The 6,711-nt window shown below is 45.7% G+C and carries 4 protein-coding genes; 3 read left to right on the top strand and 1 reads right to left on the bottom strand.

Going from position 1 to position 6,711, the window contains the following annotated elements:
- Positions 1-117: 117 nt before the first annotated feature.
- Positions 118-1,413, bottom strand: a complete 1,296-nt coding sequence (gene hemL / locus AB6D80_RS23735) for a glutamate-1-semialdehyde 2,1-aminomutase (RefSeq protein ID WP_012604713.1) — start codon at positions 1,411-1,413, stop codon at positions 118-120.
- 296 nt (positions 1,414-1,709) lie between these two features.
- Here hemL and erpA point away from each other — a divergent pair, with 296 nt between their 5' ends.
- The 3 genes from erpA (at position 1,710) to AB6D80_RS23720 (ending at position 6,614) form a co-directional block, all read left to right on the top strand.
- A complete protein-coding gene (erpA, locus tag AB6D80_RS23730; RefSeq protein ID WP_004734539.1) occupies positions 1,710-2,051 on the top strand; it encodes an iron-sulfur cluster insertion protein ErpA in 342 nt (113 codons plus the stop codon).
- Positions 2,052-2,389: 338 nt separating this feature from the next.
- On the top strand, positions 2,390-3,514 hold the full coding sequence (locus tag AB6D80_RS23725) for an efflux RND transporter periplasmic adaptor subunit (RefSeq protein WP_371708538.1): 1,125 nt from the start codon (positions 2,390-2,392) through the stop codon (positions 3,512-3,514).
- 10 nt (positions 3,515-3,524) lie between these two features.
- Positions 3,525-6,614, top strand: a complete 3,090-nt coding sequence (locus AB6D80_RS23720) for an efflux RND transporter permease subunit (RefSeq protein ID WP_372030778.1) — start codon at positions 3,525-3,527, stop codon at positions 6,612-6,614.
- Positions 6,615-6,711 lie beyond the last annotated feature (97 nt).

Raw genomic sequence — 6,711 nt, 5'->3', positions numbered from 1 at the left:
ATAAATACCCAGCAACTCGCTGCAAAAATCAGCTCGAAAGATCAACACGCCCTAAAAAGGGCTGCATCTAATGCAGCCCTAAATTCAATCGGTTAGCGACTTATAAAGTGCTTTCGATTATTTGCTTTCAGCAGCAATGATCGCAAGAGAGCGGTCAGCAGCTTCTAGTGTTGCATCCAGTTCTTTTGAACCATGAGCAAGAGAAGTAAAGCTTGCTTCGAATGCTGAAGGTGCAAGGTAAACACCGTGATCTAACATTAGATGGAAGAAGCGCTTGAAGCGTTCTACATCACACTTAGTTACATCTTCGTAGCAGGTCACTGTTTCTTGGTCTGTGAAGAAGAAACCAAACATACCGCCAACTTGGTGAACTAGCATAGGGATGCCGTGCTTGTCAGCAAGTTGCTTGAAGCCATTTGCCAACTGCTTAGTTTTAGACGCTAGACGCTTTTCGTTGCCTTCTTCTCTTAGAAGATTCAAACATGCGTAGCCAGCAGCCATTGCAACAGGGTTACCTGAAAGCGTACCTGCTTGGTAAACAGGCCCCGTTGGTGCGATGTATTGCATCACGTCTTTACGACCACCAAAAGCACCCACTGGCATGCCGCCGCCAATCACTTTACCAAGACACGTTAAGTCTGGCTTGATGTTGTAGTAAGCCTGAGCACAACCTTCAGCAACGCGGAAACCTGTCATTACTTCATCAAAGATTAGCAATGCACCTTCTTGATCACAGATCTCACGTAGACCTTCGTGGAAGCCTTCTACTGGTGGGATACAGTTCATGTTGCCCGCGACAGGCTCAACGATGATACACGCGATCTCACCTTTGTTTGCTGCGAAGATTTCACGTACTGAATCTAGATTATTGAAAGTTGCAGTTAGCGTTAGTTTCGCAAAATCAGCCGGTACGCCTGGAGAGCTTGGTTGACCTAAAGTCAGTGCGCCAGAACCTGCTTTTACAAGTAGGCTGTCTGCGTGACCGTGGTAACAACCTTCAAACTTAAGGATTTTGTCACGACCAGTAAAGCCACGAGCGAGACGAATCGCACTCATTGTTGCTTCTGTACCTGAGCTCACCATACGCAGCTGTTCCATTGATGGAACCATCTCAGATACAAGTTCAGCCATCTTGATTTCAGTTTCGGTTGGAGCACCAAAGCTAAGGCCGCGTTGAGCTGCTGCAATAACAGCGTCACGAATAACAACGTGGTTGTGACCAAGGATCATTGGACCCCAAGAGCCAACGTAATCGATATATGCTTTACCATCAGCATCAAAAATAAGTGGGCCATCAGCGCGTTCAACGAAGATAGGAGAACCACCTACGCCATTGAATGCACGAACTGGAGAGTTTACGCCACCAGGAATAGTTTGCTGTGCTTTTTCGTACAGCTCTGCTGATTTGGTCATTGATATATCCTCTTTTGACTGTCGGACCAATTGGCACGCATTGTACCTATCCGGAATCCAACTAGGAATGCCTTCGCTGATATAATCACCCGAATCTGGTTGTTTTGTGTGGTTACGCGTTTTAATTGTCAGATATTAGCGAGTTTACAGCAGTAAAAGGAACGATCCTGTGGTGAATACTTGAACGTTTCAGTCAGGTATTAGATAATCACCAGAATATAAGAAAATACTCAACAACTATGGTCTCGATTTAGATTTGTATCATGTTGTTTTTGACACAGGTAAGAGAGGTTGTCGTGAGCGAAGTAAATATCCCATTGTCCTTTTCTGATGCAGCAGCTACCCGCGTACAAACGCTAATTGCTGAAGAAGAAAACCCAGAGCTAAAACTGCGTGTATACATTACAGGCGGCGGTTGTAGTGGCTTCCAGTACGGCTTCACATTTGATGAAAAAGTAAATGATGGCGACACTACCATTGTAAATAGCGGTGTGACGCTGGTTGTTGACCCAATGAGCCTACAGTACTTAATGGGCGGCATGGTTGATTACACTGAAGGCCTAGAAGGCGCACGTTTCTTTGTGAACAACCCGAACGCGACAACAACATGTGGTTGTGGCGCATCATTTAGCGTTTAGCGTGCACTGAAAGGTAGCTTGAACGGAAAGCTACATTAGAAATATTTTAAACGCCGAGCCAATGCTCGGTGTTTTTGTTTGTAAAAAATACACCATACAAGACAGACAGTAAGTCGACTTATTCTAGGCATGTACGCCAAGGTTAATTTGGGTGGTTATATTTAAGCTCTACTTCATTCATTTGTTTTATAGTAAACGCCATATTTTTTAAACTGTCGATAGCGTCCAACTTCGTTGGCTGTGGGTCTGTTAAGGTTACCTCTGTGCATCAGGATGTTGCATATGACGGTGTTAAGCTAATTAGCGCGCCTTAATCACATCGGACAAAAGGATTTGCTATGCCCACTCTATTTTCTAACTCTCCATTTTTTCAGAAACTGAAGCAGCCGTGGTTGGTTTCTCTGGTTCTAGTTGTACTGTTGTCGATTTGGCTTGGTTTAGGAGTGGGGCAAGCGGAAGAGTCACCAGCAAAAAAAGCGACAGAAATTCCGCTGGCTAAGGTTTCCTTTCAAACATTCACTTCATCCCCCACCTTTAAAACCATAGATCTTTATGGTCGCACAGCACCCGATAGGCATGCTCGATTAGGAGCGGAAGTTGCGGGCAAGATTGTTAGGTTGAACGTTGTGAAAGGCGATACGGTTAAAGTAGGGCAAGCCATTGCTCAGATAGATAAAGGTGACTTAGAGATTCAGCTAGAGCGAGCTTCGGCTTTATATCGATTGAAGCAGAAAGAATTTAAGGCGGCGCAGTCGCTGAAAAAAAGAGGGCTGCAAGGCGAGATCGCCTACACCACCGCAGAGGCTTCGTTAACTGAAGCGAAGGCTATGAAGCGTAATGCTGAACTGGCTCTAAAAAATACAGTCATCACATCGCCTTTCTCCGGTGTGGTTCAAGATTTGATGGTGGAGCTCGGTGATTTCGTTGGTGTTGGCGATCCTGTTGCTGGCGTGATTGACCTCGATCCTTTGGTTATTGAGGCCGATGTCAGTGAGCGTCATATCCAGCATTTGCTAGTCAATCAATCAGCTTTGGTTCGCCTGTTAGGGAGAGAAGACGCGGAAGGTCGGCTGCGTTACGTCTCTCGAATCTCTTCTGCCTCAACCAATACCTTCCCTATTGAGATTGAAATCGACAACTCAGATGGCCTGTTACCTGCGGGTGTTAGTGCTGAAGTCACCCTTAATCTAGAAACAAGAGATGCTATCAAGATAACACCTGCGATGCTGGCACTGGATGAGGCCGGTAATCTTGGGGTCAAAACTTTGGTTTCAATTGACGACTCACCAATCGTGAAATTTGTCGGCATTCAACTGGTGAAAGCTGAGCAAGATGGAGTGTGGCTCACAGGGTTAGGTCAGCGTGTCGATATCATCACTGTGGGGCAAGGTTTTGTTCGTGATGGTGACTCGGTGATTGCTGTTGAGCAAGGTGTTGAACTCTCTAACGTAACTGCAGAGTAGGAGATAACCGATGTATTCAATTATTGATGCAGCCTTGTCTCGCGCTCGAACAATGCTCTCTCTTTTGGCACTCATATTGGTCGCAGGTGTCGTTACCTATATCACGATCCCCAAAGAATCGAGCCCCGACATTACCATCCCGATTATCTACGTTTCTGTTGGGCACCAAGGTATTTCGCCAACCGATGCAGAACGCTTATTGGTTAGACCGATAGAACAAGAGCTGAGGTCGATTGAAGGCGTAAAAGAGATGACCGCAACCGCAGCAGAAGGCCACGCCTCAGTTGTGTTGGAGTTTAATGTTGGCGTTGATCTCACCAAAGCGATGGCTGATGTGCGTGATGCTGTCGATTTAGCCAAACCAAAATTACCAGAAGACAGTGATGAGCCGACCGTGAATGAGGTGACGCTCGCGTCTGAGCAGCCAGTGTTGTCAGTTGTTCTGTTTGGTACCGTTCCTGAGCGCACCATAGTGCAAATTGCTCGAGAGCTTGGGGATAAGCTCGAAAGCTATCGCCAAATTCTAGAGGTCGATATTGCAGGCGATCGCGATGACATTGTTGAGATCATTGTCGATCCGCTGTTGATGGAGAGCTACAGCTTAGATCAAGCGGATATCTATAACCTGATCGCTCTGAACAATCGAGTGGTCGCCGCTGGTTTTGTTGATACGGGTTACGGACGTTTCTCAGTCAAAGTTCCTTCGGTGTTTAACTCTTTAAAAGACGTACTTGAGTTACCTATCAAAGTGGATGGTAAACAGGTCGTAACCTTTGGTGATGTGGCCACGGTTCGTCGAGCGTTTCGAGATCCTGATAGCTTTGCCCGTTTAGATGGTAAATCTGCGGTGGTCTTGGATATCAAGAAGCGTGCGGGTGAAAATATCATCGAAACCGTAGAGTTAGTTAAAGCGGTTATGGCTGGTGCTCAACAACAAGCGGAATGGCCAAATAACTTATTGGTTAAATACACCTGGGATGAATCTAAAGATGTGAAGATCATGCTCAACGATCTTCAAAATAATATCTTGTCCGCCATCATTTTAGTGGTGATCGTTATCATAGCCATTCTTGGTGTTCGAACCGCGTTATTGGTTGGAATTTCAATACCTGGATCATTCCTCACGGGATTGTTGGTGTTGTCTGTGTTTGGTCTAACCGTCAACATTGTGGTTCTGTTCTCTTTGATCATGGCCGTTGGTATGTTGGTCGACGGCGCGATTGTTGTTACCGAGTTTGCCGATAGGCGAATGCAAGAAGGTGAAGGTAGAAAAGAAGCTTACCGAGACGCAGCGAAACGGATGGCGTGGCCGATAACCGCATCGACAGCGACAACCTTAGCTGCATTTGCTCCGTTACTGTTTTGGCCTGATGTGACAGGCGAATTCATGAAGTTTCTGCCACTAACACTGATTGCAACGCTAACCGCTTCATTGATTATGGCGTTGTTGTTTGTACCGGTATTAGGTGGCTTGATTGGCAAACCTCAATACGTATCGCCCAAAAGCCAAGCTCGAATGGTGGCACTGCATAATGGTGATTTTTCACAAGCCACAGGTTTAACCAAGGCGTACTACCACACGCTTTCGATTGCGATTAAACACCCCTTTAAGATTCTGTTCAGTGCGATATTGCTCGCGGTTGCAGTTGGTTTTACTTACTCCAAAGCGGGCCTAGGTGCAGAGTTCTTCCCTGAAGTTGATCCACCATTCTTTAATGTCAAAGTTCGCTCACATGGTGATCTTTCTATTCAAGAAAAAGATGACATCATGCGCGATATTGAGCAAATGATGCTTAATCATGATGAGTTCGATACTGTTTACACACGCACGGGTGGGGACGACCAGATTGGCTTGATCTCGATTACTCCTGTTGATTGGCAATATCGTCGTAGTGTTAAAGCGATTATTGATGAATTAAAGGTGCAAACCGATCAATACGCTGGTGTTGAGATTGAATATAAGTTTCCAGATGCAGGGCCTCCGGTTGAAAATGATTTAGTGATTGAGCTGTCAGCAACAACACCAGAACAGCTGAATCAGGCTGCAAAAATTGTAAGAAACTGGGCGGATGGTAATCAAGCTCTGACTAACATCAGTGATACAGCAAGCAAAGATGGCATTGATTGGAAAGTGGATATTCGCCGAGACGATGCCGCACGCTTTTCCGCTGATGCGACCTTGGTGGGTAATACCGTTCAATTCGTTACCAATGGTCTCAAGATTGGTGATTACCTGCCTGATGACTCATCAGAAGAGGTCGATATCTTGGTGCGTTACCCTAATGATAAAAGAGATATCGGACGCTTTGACCAGTTGAGAGTCAAAACACCTGCTGGCTTGGTGCCGATCACCAACTTTGCTCAGATTGTTCCCGACCACAAGCAAGATACGATTAAACGCCTCGATGGTAAGCGCGTAGTGAACATCATGGCGGATATGGAAGAGGGCTATAACCTTGCCCTCGAACTGCCAAAGATTGAGCAAGCGTTAAGTGAATTGGGGCTACCTAGTAGCGTAGAATTTCGTATCCGTGGTCAAAATGAAGAGCAAGAAAACTCTTCTGCCTTCTTACAAAGTGCATTCATGGTTGCACTGGCGGTAATGGCGTTGATTTTGATTACTCAGTTTAATAGTTTCTATCAAGCATTCCTGATTCTGAGTGCGGTGCTGTTCTCTACGGTTGGTGTGTTTGTTGGTCTGCTTATCTTCCAACGTCCGTTTGGTATCGTGATGTCCGGTATTGGAGTGATTGCACTGGCAGGTATAGTGGTAAACAACAATATCGTGCTGATTGATACCTATAATCAGCTAATCAAAAGAGGCTTAGATAAGCGCGATGCAATTCTGAGAACCGGTGTTCAGCGTTTAAGGCCAGTAATGCTGACTACAGTGACTACGATCTTAGGCTTGATGCCGATGGTATTAGAGATGAACATTGATCTGATTAACCAAAAAATAGAGTTTGGCGCGCCGAGTACCCAATGGTGGTCGCAACTCGCTACGGCGATTGCGGGAGGGTTGGCATTTGCAACGGTACTAACCTTGGTGCTGACGCCTTGTCTATTAATGCTAGGGCGAGATAAGAAGCCTGAAAAATAGTAGATACAGTGGTTCGATGAACATAAAAAAGAGCGCCTTGGTGGGCTAATGCCGTTCACTTAAGAGTGAACGGCATTTTTGTTCTTAGCATACCGTT

It is taken from the genome of Vibrio sp. 10N.247.310.17 (assembly GCF_041466605.1).
GTDB classification, from domain to species: Bacteria; Pseudomonadota; Gammaproteobacteria; order Enterobacterales; family Vibrionaceae; genus Vibrio; species Vibrio tasmaniensis_A.
Note: the sequence above shows the minus strand (reverse complement) of the source record. Positions and strands in the feature narration are given on the sequence as shown.

Bases quoted from the DNA above. Each gene is read 5' to 3' on its own strand.
- AB6D80_RS23725 (WP_371708538.1), top strand. From the start codon at position 2,390: ATGCCCACTCTATTTTCTAACTCTCCATTTTTTCAGAAACTGAAGCAG.
- AB6D80_RS23720 (WP_372030778.1), top strand. From the start codon at position 3,525: ATGTATTCAATTATTGATGCAGCCTTGTCTCGCGCTCGAACAATGCTC.
- hemL (WP_012604713.1), bottom strand. From the start codon at position 1,413: ATGACCAAATCAGCAGAGCTGTACGAAAAAGCACAGCAAACTATTCCT.